This window comes from Polaribacter sp. BAL334 (genome assembly GCF_015767435.1).
GTDB lineage: Bacteria > Bacteroidota > Bacteroidia > Flavobacteriales > Flavobacteriaceae > Polaribacter.
Map to the genome: position 1 here is coordinate 1 of NZ_JADWOV010000156.1, position 336 is coordinate 336.

General features: G+C 31.2%; 1 protein-coding gene. It reads right to left on the reverse strand.

Annotation, left to right across the window (positions count from 1 at the left end; all coding sequences use genetic code 11):
- On the reverse strand, positions 1 to 336 hold a 336-nt coding region (locus IU405_RS00815), incomplete at both ends, for a hypothetical protein (RefSeq protein WP_197436746.1).

Genomic DNA, 336 nt, shown 5'->3' on the forward strand with positions numbered 1-336 from the left:
CGATTCCATGTTTAGCAATGTGCTTTTAATAGCGCCGTTAGAAATCAATGCGAGATTTCCAGAATTCATCAATTCTTGAAACGTGTTATTAATTTGGTAAAATTTTCGCCATGTGTAGATGTTTACAGTGTGTCTGCTAAATTCTTTTAGGTCAGTAATTGGTTCTCCTTCATAATGTGCAATAATTATGTTTGCCGAATTAATAGCGGTTTCTCGTGTGGTTATATAATCATTTAAATTTGCACTATTCAGTTTTAAATCAGTTTTAATGTTTTTTAGATAGTGCAACTCCTTTTCGCGTTGTTTGTTTAACTCATTATCATTATTAATGTTTAG